Genomic DNA, 17,699 nt, shown 5'->3' with positions numbered 1-17,699 from the left:
TGCGCCTCGGACGCCGTCCTGAACAGCCGTCACATACCCACATATCTGTGATCAAATTCGCACTCCCTTCAATTTTCTTAATCAATTCATCTCCTTATCCAGAGGCAGGTGCGTCAAAAAGCTGGCGCATGTCACAGGTCAATGGCAAAGTCGGGCCACGACCAACATGGGACGACGGAACGCCCGATGTACGCCGAATCACTGCTTCCCGGCGCCGCGCTGCAGCGCCTGCACCAGGACCGACGCCTGATCCGCGTCGAAACCGCCTTGGATCCGGACACGTTCCTGGTCAAGCGCTTCGAAGGAAGCGAGGCGGTGTCGAACCCGTTCACCTACCGCATCGACCTGCTCTCGATCCAGCCACGGCTGGAGCTGAAGCAGCTGGTCGGGCAGCCGCTGCGCCTGCAGCTGGGCGACGAGTTCGGCAACCGCAGCGTGCACGGCTACGTGCGCGAGTTCGCCAGCACCGGCCAGCAGGCACAGTTCAGTGCGTATCGCGCCGAGCTGGCGCCGTGGTTCGCGTTCCTGGACTACACCTGCAACTGCCGCATCTTCCAGGACCGCACCGCGTTGCAGATCGTTGAAGAGGTGTTCGCCGGCTACGCGCAGCTGGCGAAGTTCCGTTACGACCTCAACGCCGGCAAGCTGGCGCCGTTGCCGTACTGCGTGCAGTACAACGAATCGGACTACGCCTTCGTCAGCCGCCTGCTCGAGGACGCCGGGCTGTACTACAGCTTCGTGCACGATGAAGAAGGCCACACGATGGTGATCAGCGACGATTCCACGTTGAGCACCGTGCATGGCGAGCCACGCCCGATTGCCTTCGTCTCCGATCAGGGCACGCTGGCCAGTACCGGCCTGCACCGCTGGGGCGCGCGGCGCCGGGTCGGGCCGAGCGTGCAGACCCTGCGCAGTTTTGATTTCAAGCAGCCCAGCCAGGCGCTGGATGGCAATCAGGGCAACCAGGTGCCACTGGGCCTGCTGCCGCCGCTGGAGCAGTACCGCTACGATGGTGCAGCACGCTTCAGCAACAGCCGCATCGGTACCGCGCTGGCCAATGTACGCAATGAAGAGGTGACCTGGCCGACCAAGCTGTTCGAATGCGCCGGCAATGCCGGTGAGCTCGACGCCGGCGCCTGCTTCGAACTGGAGCGACACCCCGATTTCATCGGCCGCGACGATGCCGATCGCAGCTTCTTCGTGGTCAGCGTGCAGCGCGAAGGCCACAACAACTTCGCCGCCGATTTCGGCAGCGCCGAAGCGCCCAGTGTGGAAGTGCAGGCCGAAGTGCTGCGCCGGCGCATCCCGTACCGCCCGTTGCGGCGCACGCCGTGGCCGCGCATGCCTGGCCCGCAGACCGCCACTGTGGTCGGCCCGCCGGGTGAGGAGCTGCATGCCGACCGCTATGGACGGGTGAAAGTGCAGTTCCACTGGGATCGCCAGCTGGACCGCCGCGAAAACGCCTCGTGCTGGATCCGCAGCGCCAGCCCGTGGGCCGGCGCCGACATGGGCGGCGTGTCGCCACCCCGCGTCGGCCAGGAAGTGATCGTTGATTTCCTCGATGGTGACCCGGATCGCCCGATCATCACCGGGCGCGTCTACAACGAAGACAACATGCCGCCGTTCGGCATGGAAGTGAGCGGCCTGAAGTCGAAGACGGTCAAAGGCGCCGGCTGGAACGAGATCACCATGCACGATGGCGCCGGTGGCGAGCTGCTGAACATGCGCGCGCAGCGCGACATGGTCACCACCGTGCTCAACGACCAGAACGCCAGCATCCAGAACAACAAGTCGACCACGGTGGCGGTGAACCACACCATGGGCGTGGGCGCCAACCAGGACATCAGTGTCGGCGGCAACCGCGGCATCACCGTCACCGGCACCGATACGCTCGGCGTCACCGGTACCCGCACCACCAACGTGACCGGCGCGGTGACCGAGAAGTACGAGACCGGCGAAACCAAGACGATTGCCGCCGCCGGCTACACCGAGACCATCACCGGCGATTTCAAGACCACCCTGACCGGCAACTACACTAGCCAGCGCACCGGCACCTGGACCGAGACCGTCACCTCCACCTCCAGCCGGACCGTGGGTGGCCTGGTCACCGAAACGCTGCAGGCCGCACGCAATGTGACCATCACCGGCCAGGACAAGCGCAAGGTGCAGGGCAAGGTGGACGACAGCAATGTCGGCGAGCGGGTGATCGATGTCACCGGCAATTTCAGCCAGGACGCCAGCGGTACCCACAGCCAGGGCTCGGACGGCGCGATGAGCCTGGAATCGGCAGTCAAGCTCACCAGCAAGGTCGGCGGATCGGTCATCGAGATCACCGACAGCGCGATCAAGATCACCGCCGGTGGTTCGGAAGTGGTGATCGATGCCGGTGGTGTTTCGGTCAATGGCAGCGAGATCAAGCTCAACTGCTGAGCCGCACGGGAGACACACCATGCAGGACACCCCCATGCTGCGCGGCCTGAACGCATTGCGCGATGCCTGGCTGGAGGCTAGCGCCGACAGCAGCCGGCGTCTGCTGGTCTGGCGCTTGCCGGCCGCCGCCAGTCGGTTGCTGGCCGCGTTCTTTGAGATGCAGCGCCACGATGCCGGGCGCGATACACCGGACTACTTCCTGCGCATCGATACCGCCTACGAACTCGGCTTCCGCTACAGCCGGCAACTCAAGCAGGATCTGCTGGAGCGCTATGTGGCCAGCCAGGAGGATCTACGCGCGCAGCAGGTGCCGCTGGGCTGGCGCGGCCCGCATGAGGGGCATCCGGACAGCGCCCACGGCGTGGTCGAGGTGCTGGAGAGTTTCATCGATCACCACGGCGAACACCTGCGCCTGCTGGCGGCGGTGTTGGAGCCGGAGCGCTGCGTGCCCGGCGAAGGATTCGAGCGTTGGCTGGATGCCGCGCTGGCCGCCGGCCCTGGCCCGCGCCTGCGTCTGGTACTGGTGGATACCGAGGAGGATCCGCGCTGGCAGTCGTTGCTGGAACGGCACGGCAGGATCGCGCGCGTGGTCAGTGCACCGATCGACATGTTCGGCATTGCCCGCGATACCGCCGCGCAGTCTGGCGGTCGCGGCCCGGAAGTGCTGTACCGGCAGCTGCTGGCCGACCTGATGCTGCTGCTCGAACGCGGCAGTCCCTCCCAGGTCGTTGCCCGCGCAGAGCGCGCACAAGGGCTGGCGCAGCGGCAGGGCTGGCAGGACCAGCAGTCGGTGGTGCAGATGATGGTGGCCGGTGCATGGTTGAAGCACGGCGATCACGGCCAGGCGATCAACAGCTACCGGCAGGCGCGCAGTGCGGCCGAAGGCGCACGCATGAGCGGAAACCCGGCTGCGCCGGAACTGGTGATGCAGAGCTGGTTCGGCGAAGCCGGTTGCTGGTTGGCCGCCAAGCAGCCCGAGCGTGCCGCGCAGATCTACCTGCAGGCCTCGACGTCGGCGGCCAGCATTCCGCACCCGATGTTCGCGCTGGAGGGCCAGCGCATGGCCGGCTGGTGCCAGTTGCAGGCCGGACACCGCGAAGCGGCGCGCACCCAGTTGCTGGAGGCGATCCGCATCGCCAAGCCGTTGGCGCCGGCCGACCGCAAGGCCACCACGCTGCCGCAAGCGTTGTGGGACCTGTTGCAGTTGCAGGACGCGCGCCGCTGCGAATCGCTGCAGCAGGTGGCCGCCGATTACCTGCAGGCCAGTACCGGCCTGCTGGAAAAGGCCGATGCACAGGGCCGTGCGCTTGGCCCCCGACCCGCACGGCCGGCATTGGACGCCATCGACGCGGAGCTGGATGCGGCGCTGGAGCGTGGCTTCCACCGTGCCCAGCAGGAGCGCGAGCGGTTGATCCAGGGCGGCGACGAATTCTTCCGCAAGATCGTGGCCGTGGGCCGCGACTTCCTCGACCCGGGCTGGAACGGCCTGCCGGCCATCGAACACCCGCTCGATCACGAGATACCGGTGTGGAGCGAGCCGCCGGCGATGCAGCCGTTGCCCGATCCCAGTGGCCTGCTGCAGGCGTCCGTGGCGGCGCCGGCCGGGCCTGCCGTTACAGGAGTGGCTGTTGCATGAAGTCGAACAAGACCGTGGTGATGCTGGTGGCCATCGTGCTGGGCATCATCGTCGTGACCTGGATCAGCGCCGAGTACCGTGACGAAGTAAAGGCGTTCCTGCGCGCGTTGTTCCGCGCCTTGTAAAGCAACAGGGAGTGTTGCCGTGAGCATCGCCGCCAAGCATTTCGATCCGCAGCTGGGCATCGACATCCACATGTACGCGGTGCCGCCGTGCCCGCTGCCGACGCCGCATATCGGCCTGGTGCTGGATCCGTTCGACTACATTCCGTTCATCGGCTCGACCATCAAGGTCAACGGTGTGCATCGCGGCACCGCCGGTACCGGCGGCCTGGACATCCACATTCCACTGGGCGTGTGGGGACCGCCGCTGGCTGCGCCGATGGGGCCGCAGTTCGACGGCGAAGAAATCTTCATGGGCAGCCGCACGGTGTCGGCCGATGGCGAGCCGTTCTCGCGCTTGGCCATGCCGGTGCTGGACTGCAACCTGGCCGGCATGATCAACCCGTTCCGGGTGAAGAAGCCGAAGAAGCCGCTGCGTGCGATGTCGCTGCCGACCGGCCTGAACGTGGCCATTCCCACCAGCGTCAAGGTGGGAGGACCGCCGACGGTGTCATGGACTGCGCTGGCGTTCCGCGCCGCGTTCGCCGGACTGGGCAAGCTGCGCAAGAGTGCCTTCTTCCGCAAGAAGATGGATGCGTTTGCCAAGTGGCGGCGCGGCAAATGGGGCGATCTGCCCTCCGGCTTCCTGAAGTGCAAGGTGCTGCGTGCCGAGCCGGTGGATATCCGCGATGGCAGCGTGGTGGTCAGCCACCAGGACTTCGACATTCCGGGGCGGCTTTCCTTCGCCTGGCAGCGCAGTTATGGCTCGCGCCGCGCGGGCGAACCCGGCTTGTGTGGCGCCGGCTGGCAGACGCCGGCCGATATTCGCCTGGAACTGCTGGACGACGGCAGCGTGTGGTTGTCCGGTCCGGACCAGGCCGCGTTCTTCCCGGAGCTGCCACCCGCTGAAGGCGAGGCCGGGGCGATCCTCGATTTCGTCGATGGCGCGCGCCTGCTGCGTCGGCGCGGGCAGTGGCAGGTGCGCTTCAAGAGTGGCCTGAAGTATGTGTTCGGCGGCGAACTGCCGGCAGGCGTGAGCGCGCTGCCGAATCCACAGTCCTGGCCGATCGAGCGCATCGAGGACGCGCACGGCAACCACTGGCGGTTCGAGCGTCGCGACGGCCATCTGGTGCGCATCGTCGAGAGTGGCATCGGTGACCTGCAGGGCCGTTTCATCGAGGTGGAGGCGCGCCATGGCCGCATCGACCGCATGGCGCTGCATGACCCGGCCACCGGCCTGGCGCATCCGCTGGTGAGCTACCGCTACAGTGCCGACGGCGATCTACTGGCTGCAGTGGATGCGCTGGGCGCGCCGCGCACCTTTGCCTACGAGCAGCACCGCATGGTGCGGCATACCGACCGTGTCGGACTGTCGTTCCACTACGCGTTCGACGCGCAGGGCAGGGTGGTGCATTCGTGGGGCGATGGCGGCCTGTACGATTATCACTTCGAGTACGACGCGCTGCTGCGCGAGACCCGCGTAACCGACTCGCTGGGCCACCTGAGCGTGGTCAAGTTTGACGAGAACCAGCTGCCGCTGTGCGAGATCGATCCGCTCGATGGCGTGACGCTGTTCGAGTACGACGATTTCGGGCGGACCGTGGCGGTGACCGATCCGGAGGGACTGCGAACGGCGTTTGCCTATGATGCGCATGGCAACCTGATCTGCCTGACCCGCGCCGATGGCACGACGATCCAGATGGAGTACGACCTGGACGACCACATGGTGTCGTTGCGGACGCCGGATGGCGTCGACTGGCAACAGGCATATGACGGCCAGGGCCTGCTGGTCAGCCAGACCGATCCGTTGGGTGCGACCACCCGCTTCGACTACGACGCACAGGGCCAGTTGGAGTCTCAGACCAACGCGCGCCAGGCGGTCACACGCCTGCGCTATGACCGTCATGGGCTGGTGGCTGCCGTCATTGATGCGCTCGGCCATGAGAGCCGCTTCGAGCACGATCCGCTCGGCAACCTGCTGCGCCAGGTGGATCCGTTGGGGCAGGCCAGTCGCTACGAGTACGACGCCAAGGGTCGCCTGCTCGGCACGATTGGCCCGGACGGCAGCGGCGTGCGCTGCGAGTACGATGCCGAAGATCAGCTGGTCCGCTACACCGATGAAGTGGGCGCGCAGACGCGGCTGCAGTACGTGGGCATCGGACAGATCGGCAAGCGCCTGCAGGCAGATGGCCACAGCGTGGAGTACCGCTACGACACCGAGGAGCAGCTGGTCGCGGTCATCAACCAGCGCGGCGAAACCTACCAGCTGGTGCGCGATGCGCTGGGACGCATCGTCGAGGAGGTGGACTACTGGGGCCAGTCGCGGCGCTACAGCTACGATGCTGCCGGGCGACTGACGGCGACCCTGGATCCATTGGGTCAGCGCATCGCCTTCGCTACCGACAAGCTTGGGCGCATCACCCGCAAGACGCTGCCGGATGTGCGCCATCCTGGCCAGCAGGTACAGGAGCACTTTGTCTACGACGTGCAGGGGCAGATTGTCGAGCTGCGCAACCCCGCACGTACGGTGAAGCGCGTGTATGACCCGCTGGGCCAGCTGCTGGAAGAGCAGCAGGATGGTTTCCGCGTGGGCTATGGCTATGACGAAGTGGGCAACCGCGTACTGCGCGAGACTTCGGCCGGTAACCGGGTTGCGTTTGGCTACGACCTGCGCGACCAAACCGTATCGGTAGCGATCAATGACGAATCGCCGATCTCGATGGAGCGCGATGCGCTGGGCCGCACCACACGTGAGCAGCTGAGTCCGCACTTGCAGCGCGAGTTCACCTACGACAGCCGCAACCTGCTGACCTCGCAGTCGGTACTGAAGGATGCTGCGCCGCTGTTCGAGACGCGTTACGACTACGACCGCAGTGGCAACCTCACCAGGCGCAGCGACAGCGCACAGGGCGTGGACGAGTACCGCTACGACGCGATCGGGCGCCTGCTGCAGCACATCGACCCGAAGGGAAGGGTCGAGCGCTACTTCAACGACCCGGCCGGCGACCGGCTGCGCACCGAGGTGAAGCAGGTGCAGGCGCGGAAGGTGGTAGGCGGCGACGATGACGACCTGACCACCTGGACGCGTGAAGGCACCTATCAGGGCGTGCACTACGTCTTCGACCGGGCAGGCGATCTGGTGCGCAAGGGCGCACCGCAGGGGGATGCGCCGGATGACCTGACGCTTATCTGGGATGCCAACCATCGGTTGGCGGAGAGCCGCCGCAACGGGCAATCAACGTACTACGGCTATGACCCGCTGGGGCGGCGCGTGTTCAAGCGCAACCCGACGCAGACCACGTGGTTCTTCTGGGATGGAGATGCATTGCTGGGTGAAGTGCAGCAGGCCAATGACGCCGAAGAGGCGGCGCCGGTGTGGGTGGGGAATGTGGCGAGCCTGGTGGAGGTCAGGCGTCGGCAGCGGCAGTTGGAAAAGCTGAATGAGCGGGTGCGGGAGTATGTGTACTACCCGGGGACGTTTGTGCCGTTGGCGTTGGTTGGCGCTGTGCAATTGAGCTGCCAGCACCGTGCAAGTACTGTGGCAACCGTTGTCGCGCCAAGCGCTGACGTCCGATCCAAGGAGGAGCTTGAGGGCCCGCTGCATCAAGCAGAGTCGAAGTTGAATCAGAGCGCCCTGGGGACGCTCGGAGCACTGGGTGGCAGCGCGCCCAGTCCACTTGGTGACTCAAAAAAGCTGGGACATGGTTCCCTTGGAACTGGGCTGGCGCTCAACGGCACCGCCGGCTTGGGTTCGCGTCCTGACGCAAATTCCCGCGCGGCCACACCCCAGGCGACGGCGGCCGGAAGTACACGGGCATCGCCGCCGCCCGGACTTCCGCAAGCGGGATTGGAGGGGCCAAAGGAGGTTTCGGCGAGCCAATCAGGCCTCCTTTCAATCTTCCATCTTGATATCAACGGTTTTCCGATGCGGATGACCACAGTTTCCGGTGACTTGATCTGGAGGCGTTTCGCGGGATCCCGTAGCCCTGTTGCGGCGGCGCCAGGCCTTGTTGCAGGCACGGAGCTGGAGTTGCAGGGGCAGTATCGAGACAACGAAACGGGCCTTCTTTACAATCGGCATAGGTACTTTGACTCCGAGATCGGGCAGTTTTCATCGCAAGATCCGCTGGGTCTCGCTGCGGGAGACAATCTCTACGAGTTTGGCCCAAACACGCTGGGCTGGTCTGACCCATTGGGGCTGAGCTGCAGATCTACCAAGAAGCTGCAGAGCTTCGTGGATCAAGCGGTCCGCGAGCTGGTAGCCAACCCTAAGATGGCTGAGTCGCTGATGAGCGAAGGCAGCTATCGCCACTTGAAGAATGGCACCAACCTCTACGCCGCAAGCTTTGGTAAAGCGGTTGAGCGTCGGGTTGCCCAGCTGGTCAGGGAGGATCCAAATCTGAGGAACACTATTCTGCACACTGGTCTCGCCAGGGGGAGCAATGGGCGATTCATTTCGAGCCCTGACTTCACGCGTACGACCGGGCGCCCCAAGGTGTGGGACGTTACTACGAATGCAGATGTGCCAGCACACGCGGATCGCTACGGAGATGATGCTGTTACGTATCTCACGTATGATGTCGTCAAGGGACTCCCCTTCTAGGTTTAGTGATGCAGAACATTGATGATCAGCAGTTCAGAATGGTGTTCGATGATGGCGGCAAGGTCTTCGAGGCACTTCGAGTAACGAACAGCAGTTTTGATAACTGCGGGATGTCGCTGTCAAAACGACCTTCGAGGATGAGTCTGGTTCGCAATGTCCATGTGTCGAACTGCAAGGTGATTAATTCCGAGATTGGTCCGACAGTGATCGAGGATGTCCAGATCGACGGATTGGAAGTGAATCCAATTCTTCTCTTCTGGTCATGCCTTTTTAGGCGTGTGTCATTTTCGGGCAAGATTGGAAAAATAAAAATCAATCTTGAGCCCTTTGCGTTCTGCACTGATGCAGGTGTTCTCGCGGCGTTCGCAGAGCAGCGTGCGGCATTCTATGAGGCTACGGACTGGGCGCTGGATATCAGTCGGGCAAAATTTGTTGACTTTGCGTGTAAGGGGGTTCCTCTTGCTCTGACCAAGAGGGATCCGGAAACCCAAGTCATCATCAGGAAGCGGGACTTCCATGGGCTCGACATGTTGGGGCGACAGTTCGCGGACGCATTCCCGGAGACGCACACGAGGCTGAGCATTTTCAGCGACTCGAATGCCGAGGAGGTACTGCTGGTGGTGCCTTTGGCTGCTGCCAAGAAGCGCCGGGAAGACTGGGTAGGCGGAATTGCGGAGTTGAGGCGCTTGGGCGTTGTTTCAGAGTAGTCTGGTTGATGGTGATCCTCTGCGTTCGCTTCTTCGGGGTGTGACGAATTCTGAGTGAAGGTCAGCGCGCCCGACCAATGTCACGAAGCAGGTTTCTTGTCAGTTGCCGGCCTCCCATCTTGTTCACAATGAATCAAGGTGCGCGCGGGTGTGTGGTGTTCGTTGATCGTCGGCAGTGAGGTGTGTTCGTGTTTGATAATCTCACAGGGTTGATGTCGAACAGGGGCGTGGCCACCGGCAACATCCGCTGGCGCGCAGACGCGACTACCGTATTGAGTGCATCAGCCCGATCAGCAGGCTCCTGAAAACAGATCGGCAACGCCTGGAGAACCGCAACGATACCGAAGGCCAGCTGATCTCAATCATCAATTGGCATAGTGAGAACTACATGATCCTGCGCGGCGCATTGAGCTGTGTCGTTAAGAAGGCGACGTCCCCGCGATCTTTCGAGGTTTGCATGCAGAAGCTGACTTCTCCCCGTTCGTCTGTCTTCTCATATGATCCTCGATGGGTAGAGGTTCGCTTGGGGGCTGAGTCCGCGCTCTACTACATGGGCTCCAATTCAAGCTTCTTTGTCGATCAGGATCCAATGGGAGGCCGCATTCAGGCCCCTGATGCAGATGTCCTGGTTGATCAGCCGGCTGGGACGCTGAGATTGGTGTCGGCCGATAGGGGCGAGCCCGTCGAGTACGTTGTGTCCGCGGTGAGTGGCTTCGATCATCTGATTCTTGGGCTTGTATCTGCGCTGTTGAAGGCCCCGGGCCTGACAGCAGGCGCTGCCGATGACAAGATTGATGTGGCCTGTGAGAATGGCCTGATAAGAGCTTGCTACATCACCCGTGTGTTCGAAGGGGATGCTCCCAGGTCGCTACGCATTGTTCGTAAGGGCGAAGGGGTTCATGTTGTCATTCCGAGCCCCCGATATCAGGCCCGGATCACCTCCCTGGCTTTGGATGGAAGCGAACTTCTCATTGATTGTGACGACGGAGTTACCTGGGGAAGGATGCTCTCCCTTCCTCAGCCCATCTTGGGGTTCTTCACTGAAGTGGTAGACAATCTGCGGGAAGCTGCGGGTGGATGATGACAGCTCATCTGATTGGCGATCGAATCAAGAGATTCATCCGACGCTTGGTTCATCCATCAATCGGACAGAGTTTTGATGCCTGTGGGATCTGGACGTGACTGGAAATTACTTCTCTCGCATCTACGATGCGGGCTCACTGGACGTGAGTGCCAAAGTATTGAGCGACTTTGGACTTGATCCTTTGTCCAGTGAGTTGATGTTGCGGCTCGGTTTGCCGTCAAGACTTCCTGGTGAAGTACCCGTTGTGCAGTTCGAAGCGCCGCAGATAGCCGATTTCTACGGCGAGACGCTTCTGGTCGTGGCGCACGAGCCATGGGGAAAGGAACTGCTGTTCTGCCTTTCCGTGGCCGGAAAGGTGATTGCGACAGGTGACGGCGGACATCAGTTCGTCAATAGTCGGCTTTCGAGCTTCCTTGGCTTTCTGGGGTCGTATGAGGTACTTCAAGCGCAGGCAAGATCAAGCGATGCCACGCCGGTTGTCTACTCTCAGGCAGTAATGCAGGCCAGACTTGAGGCGTTCAAGCGAGGCGAGCTTCACGCGCGTCCAGCAAGACAAAGGTTCAATCGCGATGATGCAATCAAGGCAATGGCGGCGGCATGGGGAAGGCTTGATCCTGCTGCACTTGCCGATGGCTCATGGTGGTCGGTCGTGCTGGAGCAGCTCGAAGACGGCCTGATCTGATGTTGCGCTGTGCGGGATAGCATCCCGAAGTCGCTGCCCCATCCAACCCCATTCCCCCCAGCCGCGCGTTGAACCGTCCAACCTCCCGCTGGAGCAGTCCGATGCCCCTCGTCCGCCGTGTGATTCCAACCGTACTGGCCCTGCTGCTCTGCGTTGTCGCCGGAGTTGCCCAGGCGCAGTCCACCAAGGCCGTCCGGCCCGTCCGGTCGGTGCCACTACTGCAGGTTGCCGGCGCCGAGCAGCCCATCGTGCTGCGCCAGGCCCGCATCGAAGGCGATATCCAGGCCGGCATCGCCCAGACCCGCATCACCCTGGAGTTCCACAATCCGAACCGGCGCGTGCTGGAAGGGGAGTTGCAGTTCCCATTGGCCGAGGGCCAGCAGATCACCGGGTTTGCCCTGGATATCGGCGGCGAACTGTGCGAGGCGGTGCCGGTGCCCAAGGATCGCGGCCGCCAGGTCTTCGAGGAGATCGCCCGCCGTGGCGTCGACCCCGGCCTGTTGGAACAGACGGCGGGCAACCAGTTCCGCCTGCGCATCTACCCGCTGCCGGCCGGTGGCAGTCGCCGCGTGCAGCTGGTGCTGCGCGAGCCGCTGGCCTTCTCGGGCCAGGGCTGGCGGTGGACGCTGCCGCTGCAGTTCGCCGCAGGTGCCGCCTCCGTTGCAGTGAAGGTGCAGGCGCCGGGGGCGATGGCTGCAGGTACCGCACCGTTCCAGATCACGGCGGGCCAGCTGCAATGGCAGGGCCAGGGTGCGCAGCTGCCGCCACAGCTGCAATGGACCCTTCCGGCCGAAAGAAAGCCGCAGGTGCAGGTGGCGCCGTGGCAGGACGGCCACTATCTGCTGGCGCAGGTGCCGGTGCCGGCCAGCGGTACTCCCCGCACGCTGCCGAGCGAGGTCGGCCTGCTGTGGGATGGTTCGGGTTCCTCCGGCCGACGCGACCGCGCACGTGAGTTCGCGCTGCTGGATCGCTACTTCGCCGCAATGGGCAATGGCACGGTCGCGCTGACCGTGCTGCGCGACCGCGCTGAACCGGTGCGTCGCTTCCGGATCCGCGCAGGAAACTGGAGCGAGCTGCGCGCGGCGTTGCAGGCGGTGCGCCCGGACGGTGCCAGTGCGCTGGCCCAGTGGCAGCCGCAGCCGAGCGTGAAGGAGTACCTGCTGGTCAGCGACGGCCTGCTGACCTACGGGCCGGAGCAGCTGCCAGCGATGGCGCCGGATCAGCGCCTGTTTGCCGTCAGCAGCGCCGGTGCCCGCACCGACAGCACGCGCCTGCGCAGCTGGAGCGAAGCGCACGGTGGCCGCTTCGTCGCCCTGGAAGCCGACGTCGATGCCGCCGCGCGTGCACTGCTGTCTTTGCCGCTGGATGTACAGGTCGACGCGGGGCGTGGCGTGCAGGATGTGGGGATCGACCGACGCAGTGAAGCCGAAGGCTGGCTGTGGCTGCACGCGCGGCTGGCGGCGGACGGTGTGCCGATGCGGGTGCGCGTTGGCGGTGGTGAGTGGCTGGCGCTGCCGGCCACGCAGAAGAGCGACGACGGTGAACTGCTCGCCGGCTTGTGGGCGCAGGCGCGCCTGCAGCAGCTGGCGGCCGACCGTCGCGGCAACCGCGAGGCGATGCAGCGCCTGTCGCAGCAGTTCGGCCTGGTCGGGCCGGATACCTCGCTGATCGTGCTGGAAACGCTGGAGGATTACCTGCGCTACGCGATCCGTCCGGCGGGCAAGCTGCGCGCCGAGTACGACGCCCGCTTCGCACGCCAGGTGAGCGACCGCGCCGCTGCCGATCGCCGGCGTCTGGACGAGGTGGCCGCACGCTGGAAGGAGCGCCAGCAGTGGTGGAGCCGCAGCTGGCCGAAGGATGCGCCGCCGCAGTTGAAGGGCGGGGCGCTGGAAGTGGCGTCTGCAGATGCTGCGATGGAGTCGGCGCCGGTGGCGATGCTGGCGGCACCTGCTCCGGCAGCCCCGCCTGCGCCGATGGCAGCGGCGGCCCAGCAGCGCAGGGAAGCTGGCAGCGCGCGTGCACGTCGCTCGGTGCCCGCGGCGAACCAGGCGCTCGACGCGGTGGTGGTCACCGGTTCGGCGATCGATCAGGCCGGACCCGCCAACGACGGCGAGCTCGGCATCCAGCTGGCGGCATGGCAGCCGGATTCGGCCATCGCCCAGCGCCTGCGCCAAGGGCCATCCTCGCAGCTGTACAACCGCTACCTGGCCGAGCGCGATGCGCATGCCGACAGCAGTGCGTTCTTCCTGGATGTGGCCGATCTGCTGCTGGAACAGGGCCAGCGCGAGCTGGCGCTGCGTGTACTGTCGAATCTGGCCGAGATGGATCTGGACAACCGCCACCTGCTGCGCGTGCTTGGCTACCGGTTGATGCAGGCCGATGCGCCCGCGCTGGCGGTGCCGGTGTTCGAGCAGGTGCTGGCGATGGGCCAGGAAGAACCGCAGAGTTTCCGTGACCTCGGCCTGGCGCTGGCCGCCGCCGGGAAGCCGCAGCAGGCGCTGGCGCCGCTGTACCAGGTGGTGGTGCGGCCGTGGGACAGCCGCTTCGATGGCATCGCGCTGATCGCGCTGGATGAGCTGACCAATCTGGTTGCACGCAGCACGCCCAGGCTCGACACCGGCAGCATCGACCCGCGCCTGTTGCAGGCGATGCCACTGGACCTGCGCGTGGTGTTGTCGTGGGATGCCGACAACAGTGACATGGACCTCTGGGTGACCGATCCGAACGGCGAGCGCGCCTACTACGGCAACCGCCTGACCTACCAGGGCGGGCAGATGTCGCAGGACTTCACCGGGGGCTATGGGCCCGAGCAGTTCTCGCTGCGCAACGCCAAGCCCGGCACCTACAAGGTGGAAGCGAACTACTTCGGCAGCCGCCAGCAGCTGGTGACCGGTGCGACCACGCTGATGCTGCGCCTGACCACGCATTGGGGCACGCCGAAGCAGAAGGACCAGAGCGTCACGCTGCGGTTGAAGGACCGCGCCGAGACCGTGCTGGTGGGCGAGTTCGAGGTGAGGTAGAGCCGCGCCATGCGTGGCCGTCGCAGGGTTGGGAACGACCTATCCACGCATGGCGTGGATCTACCGGGGGCGCTCTGGCATCGGCGGGCGTTGGCGCGGAATCCACCGCGCCAGCGCCACGCCGCCACCGAGGACCGCCAACGTACCGACGGTCTGCCACAGCAGTTCGGTTGCCGGGGCATTGGGCAGCGGGATGCTGTCAGCCAGCCAATCAATGACCGGTCGCGCCAGCAGGTAGATCATCACCACGCCGACCACGCGTGCTACCCGCTGCGCAACGCCCCGTGGATCGACCGGCCAGCCGCGCCACTGCAGCCACGCCACCAGCAGGCCCAGTGCGAGCAGCCGCCCGGCCTCACCTACTGGCACGTAGCGCGTGGTTGCCGCCGCCCAAGCCAGCAGCGTGCCCAGGCCCAGCAGAACCGGCAACTGCCATCGCCGCGCCGCACGCAGCTCCGGCATCAGCTGCCAGGCCAGCAGGGCTACACCGATGCCGATCAGCCAGCCGGCCAGTACGTCGGCGAGGAAATGCCGGCCCAGGTACATGCGTGACAACGCCATCAGCAGTGGCCAGCCCAGCACCAGGGCCCAGCGCAGCCAGCGGCGGCGGACGCCGAAGGCCAGCAGCAGGCCAACGCAGGCGGCGGTGGCCACACCGACATGGCCGCTGTTGAAACCGTAATCGGCATCAGGTTGCGCGCGCAGTATCGCGGTGGCCTGCGCGTCGGGCAGTGACCAGAACGCATGGCCGCCGCCATCGACCACGAACGGATGCGACGGAACTCCTTTATCCAGCACACGTGCGTCCACGTCCGAAGGGCGGGGCAGGGCGGCCCCCTGCTTGATCGCGTGGGTGGCGCAGGCCATCAGCAGCACCGCCAGCATCACGCATAGCCCGGCACGCAGGCGTGCACCGAACGCGCACAGCAGGATCAGCGCCGTATAGGCCATTTCGTAACCGAGCAGGCTGATGAACTGCATCAGCGACAGCATCCAGCCGCTGTCGAAGGTCTGCTGCAACCACAGGTGCCAATGCGTCTGGAACATCCGTTGTCCTGATTGTCTATCGATGGGTGGATGGGTAGAGCCGAAACCGCGCGGTGCGTTTGATCAGCGATGCCATGCGCGCAGCCGCCGACGATAGCGGATTATCGGTGGGTGGACCGGTAGAGCCGAGCCTATGCTCGGCTCATGGCAGACGCAGGCGAGCGTGGGCTCGGCCCTGCATCGGCGCGCAGCCCGAACAGCGGCCGCAACCAGCGCGTGCGGCGGATCAGCAGTTCGTGGATCAACAGGCAGCCAGCCACCGTGCCGCCCAGCAGCAGGGTCGGCTCCAGCCACGGCCCCAGCTGCAGCGGCTTGAGCCAGAACAGCAGCGCGATGATCAGGCTCTGGTGCAGCATGTACCAGGGGTAGATCGCCTCGGTGCAGTACGGCAGCCAGCGGAACGGACGGTCGAGCAGCACCTTGCCCCAGCCGAGGATGGCCAGCAGCGCGGTCCACACATACAGCGACTGGGTGGTCCTGCCCTGCAGATCCCAGAACGGTTCGGGCCACTGCCGCAGCGGTGAGTCGCCCGGCAGCACCTGGCCGAGGATGCGCAGGCCCATGTACCAGCCGATGGCGGCCAAGGCCAGCCACAGCGTGGTGCGGCGCAGGGAGACCACCCGTTCCCAGAACGTCGGTTCGCGCGCCAGCAGGTAGCCGGCCAGGAACACCGTGGCGTACTTGGCGTGCTGGTACCAGTCGCCCACCAGCGTATTGGTGGACGGGTAGATCGGCTCCAGCCAGATCACCCAGGTCAGCAGCAGGGCGAACGGGATGCCGATCAGCAGGGTCGGCGAGGCAGCCACGCCGGCCACGGCCCTGCGCACCATGGCCAGCACCGGCATCAACAGCGCCAGCGCCAGTGTGTAGTTCCACAGGTAGGCCAGGTACCACAGATGGTTCCAGGTGATGCCGTACTGCCAGCCGGCAAAGCTGCCTTCCGGCCACGGCCGTACCTGCCAGTAGCGCAGCAGGAAGTGGCCGAAGCCTGGCGCCACATGGCCGTTGGCAACGCCCTCGCAATAGGGCTGGATCGGCACGATCACGAACATGCCGAACAGCAGCGGCAGCAGCAGCCGCCAGGTGCGCAGGCCGGCAAAGCGCAGCAGTCTTCCCTCAGGGCGCATCAGCGCGATGGCGATACCCGAGATCAGGAACAGCAGCGACATCCGCCAGCGGTTGAAGAACAGCATCGGCCATTGCAGCCATTCGGCGGCGTGCACGCTCTTGAGGTGGAAGCCCCAGTCGTCCACGTAGGCCATGCCGGTGTGGTAGAGAATCAGCAGCGCGAATGCGAATACGCGCAGGGCGTCGATGTCGTAGCGTCGGGTCATGGTCGGGCCAGGCCGGGAGGTGGCGCCAATCTCGCCCTCGCCGGTGGCCCGGACCATCGCCAGGGGCCTGCCGGGGCGCGTGCAGTGACCAATGGCGGGCGTGATGGGACCAATGGAGCGGCTACCCTCGGTCCCTTCAGGCAGGCTGGAGAGCCACTACACCATGGAAGTTGCAATGGCCCCAGGCCGTCCTACGCGCTGGCGCACGTCCACCCGCCTGCTGCTGTGGGCCGCGATCCTCTCGGCCTCGGCAGTGACCAATGCGCTGGTCGAGGTGATGGACGCTGCGCGCCGGGGGGCCGATCTGGGGCTGTGGGAGCCCATGATCTGGGAATTCAGCAGCCTCAGCATGGTCCTGTTGACCCTGCCGCTGCTGTGGTGGGGTTGCGAGCGCTGGCCGCTGCATGCCGATACCTGGACGCGGCGTTTGCCGATGTATCTGCTGGCCAGCGTCGGTTGGTCGCTGCTGCACGTGGTGGGCATGATGCTGGTGCGGCATCTGGCCTATGCGGCGCTGGGCTACCGTTACCAGGATGATGCCGGCTGGTTGGAGCGTCTTGCCTACGAATACCTGAAGGATGTGCGCACGTTCGCGCTGTTCGTGGCACTGGAGCACTTCGCCAGCTGGTTCGGCCGGCGCCGGCAGGGTGAGGCGAGCCTGCTGGCCGAGCCCGATGTGGGCCCGCCGGTGGAGCCGGTCGAGCGTCCGCAGCATTTCCTGGTGCGCAAGCTGGGCAAGGAGTTCCTGGTCGCCACCGGGGATGTGGAATACGCCCAGGCCGCAGGCAATTACGTGAACCTGCGTGTGCGCGGGCATGACTACCCGCTGCGGATCACCATGGCGGTGCTGGAGCAGCGGCTGGACCCGGCGCTGTTCCTGCGGCCGCACCGCAGCTGGCTGATCAACCGCGACCAGCTGCGCTCCATCGAGCCGCTGGACGGGGGCGAAGCCCTGCTTCACATGGCAGATGGCGTCAAAGTGCCGTGCAGTAGGCGACAGCTGCCCCTGCTGCGCCAGGCCCTGGCGGGGGGCTGAGCGGGCGGACCGGTCGGCC

At 65.1% G+C, this 17,699-nt stretch carries 11 protein-coding genes; 9 read left to right on the top strand and 2 right to left on the bottom strand.

All coding sequences use genetic code 11. The features are described 5' to 3' along the window. Positions 1 to 186: 186 nt before the first annotated feature. The 8 genes from LZ605_RS06165 (at position 187) to LZ605_RS06135 (ending at position 14,263) form a co-directional block, all read left to right on the top strand. Positions 187 to 2,430, top strand: coding sequence for a type VI secretion system Vgr family protein (locus tag LZ605_RS06165; protein ID WP_249844128.1), 2,244 nt, complete (start codon positions 187 to 189; stop codon positions 2,428 to 2,430). A gap of 19 nt (positions 2,431 to 2,449) precedes the next feature. Then, on the top strand, positions 2,450 to 4,066 hold the full coding sequence (locus LZ605_RS06160) for a hypothetical protein (protein ID WP_249844127.1): 1,617 nt from the start codon (positions 2,450 to 2,452) through the stop codon (positions 4,064 to 4,066). Then, entirely contained in the window at positions 4,063 to 4,191 is a 129-nt protein-coding gene (locus LZ605_RS23095; RefSeq protein WP_006441023.1) for a hypothetical protein, read from the top strand. Before LZ605_RS06160 ends, LZ605_RS23095 begins: the two co-directional genes overlap by 4 nt. A gap of 19 nt (positions 4,192 to 4,210) precedes the next feature. Next, on the top strand, positions 4,211 to 8,770 hold the full coding sequence (locus LZ605_RS06155) for an RHS repeat-associated core domain-containing protein (RefSeq protein WP_249844126.1): 4,560 nt from the start codon (positions 4,211 to 4,213) through the stop codon (positions 8,768 to 8,770). Positions 8,771 to 8,778: 8 nt separating this feature from the next. Then, positions 8,779 to 9,477, top strand: a complete 699-nt coding sequence (locus LZ605_RS06150; RefSeq protein ID WP_249844125.1) for a hypothetical protein — start codon at positions 8,779 to 8,781, stop codon at positions 9,475 to 9,477. Positions 9,478 to 9,934: 457 nt separating this feature from the next. Continuing rightward, positions 9,935 to 10,558: a hypothetical protein gene (locus tag LZ605_RS06145; protein WP_249844124.1), complete on the top strand. Its 624-nt coding sequence runs from the start codon at positions 9,935 to 9,937 to the stop codon at positions 10,556 to 10,558. Between the two features lie 97 nt (positions 10,559 to 10,655). Next, entirely contained in the window at positions 10,656 to 11,243 is a 588-nt protein-coding gene (locus LZ605_RS06140; protein ID WP_249844123.1) for an SUKH-4 family immunity protein, read from the top strand. Between the two features lie 101 nt (positions 11,244 to 11,344). Next, positions 11,345 to 14,263 carry a VIT domain-containing protein gene (locus LZ605_RS06135; protein ID WP_249844122.1) on the top strand — a complete coding sequence of 973 codons (2,919 nt, stop codon included), beginning with the start codon at positions 11,345 to 11,347 and terminating at the stop codon, positions 14,261 to 14,263. Between the two features lie 60 nt (positions 14,264 to 14,323). Here the strand turns inward: LZ605_RS06135 and LZ605_RS06130 are convergent, their stop codons facing one another. Together LZ605_RS06130 and LZ605_RS06125 are read right to left on the bottom strand one after the other, a co-directional pair. Then, positions 14,324 to 15,310 (bottom strand): phosphatase PAP2 family protein, encoded by a 987-nt coding sequence (locus tag LZ605_RS06130; RefSeq protein ID WP_249844121.1) that lies wholly within the window; start codon positions 15,308 to 15,310, stop codon positions 14,324 to 14,326. A 131-nt stretch (positions 15,311 to 15,441) separates the two neighbouring features. Then, a complete protein-coding gene (locus LZ605_RS06125; protein WP_249844120.1) occupies positions 15,442 to 16,644 on the bottom strand; it encodes an acyltransferase family protein in 1,203 nt (400 codons plus the stop codon). A gap of 175 nt (positions 16,645 to 16,819) precedes the next feature. Here LZ605_RS06125 and LZ605_RS06120 point away from each other — a divergent pair, with 175 nt between their 5' ends. Further along, positions 16,820 to 17,680, top strand: coding sequence for a LytTR family DNA-binding domain-containing protein (locus LZ605_RS06120; protein ID WP_249844119.1), 861 nt, complete (start codon positions 16,820 to 16,822; stop codon positions 17,678 to 17,680). The last annotated feature ends 19 nt before the right edge of the window (positions 17,681 to 17,699 follow it).

This window comes from Stenotrophomonas maltophilia, assembly GCF_023518235.1.
Lineage (GTDB): Bacteria > Pseudomonadota > Gammaproteobacteria > Xanthomonadales > Xanthomonadaceae > Stenotrophomonas.
Note: the sequence above shows the minus strand (reverse complement) of the source record. Positions and strands in the feature narration are given on the sequence as shown.